Raw genomic sequence first — 976 nt, forward strand, 5'->3', positions numbered from 1 at the left:
ATGTTCCTGGCCGGCCTTGAACAGATGAGACGTCAGCAGCGCGCCGTTTAATTCGATGGTGGCGAGGTGGCCGCCTTTCGCATGGTTAAAAACCAGTCGGTTGTTATCGGGTAGGCGCAGGTGTTGAAGCTGGCCGCAGGCGTCGTAGCCGTAGCGCAAGGTGCCCCAGCCCTGGTGTTCGGCGGTGAGGCGGTTTTGGCGGTCGTATTCGTAGGCCAGCGCCCAGTGGCCGTCATCGACGCTGAGGAGGTTGCCCTGGCGGTCGTAGGCATATTCAACAAGGCTACCGTCGGGCAGGGTTTTTCTGACGAGGCGTCCGGCGTGGTCTCGTTCGTAACGGGTAACGAGCTGACTACCATCGTCACCGTGTTCGGTCTTTTCCTGCAGGTTGCCGTTGAGGTCGTAGACGTAGGCCGTACGCTGCCCATCAAAACCGGTTTCCTGCTGGATCAGGCCATTGGGGTGGTAATCAAGTCGGTAGGTCTCGCCAACCTCGTTTTCGATCTCGGTCAGCAATAACCGCACGTTGTCGTAGCGGTAGTTGACCTGAGTGCCATCAGCGTTGATGCGCCGACTGATCAGGTGCAACCCGTCGGCGTATTCGTAGCGGGTGACATGCCCCAGCTCATCGCGTTCGGCGCTGATTTTGCCGTAGGGGTTGTAGCTGTATTCCCTACACGCCCCACCGGGCAGCACCACGCGAACCAAGCGACCTACGCTGTCCCACTGATACTGGGTCAGCGCGCCATGCTCATCCTCGCGGGCAAGCTGCCGGCCAAGATCGTCATAGCGATAACGCTTGATCCCGCCATTCGGCAGTTGCTCTTCAAGCAACTGTCCGCGCTCATTCCACACCAGCCGATGGCAACTGTGATCCGGGTACCAAACCCCAACCAGTTGCCCGTATTTGTCATAGCTGTAGTCGGTGACATGACCATCGGGATCGGTCTTGCGGATGACATCGCCCTGGTCGTTA

The 976-nt window shown here is 59.0% G+C and carries 1 pseudogene; it reads right to left on the reverse strand.

The window, feature by feature from the left end:
- A pseudogene (locus V3W40_RS34540) lies at positions 1 to 976 on the reverse strand (type IV secretion protein Rhs); the annotation flags it as partial.

The organism is Pseudomonas sp. AM8 (assembly GCF_036346475.1).
Lineage (GTDB): Bacteria > Pseudomonadota > Gammaproteobacteria > Pseudomonadales > Pseudomonadaceae > Aquipseudomonas > Aquipseudomonas marginalis.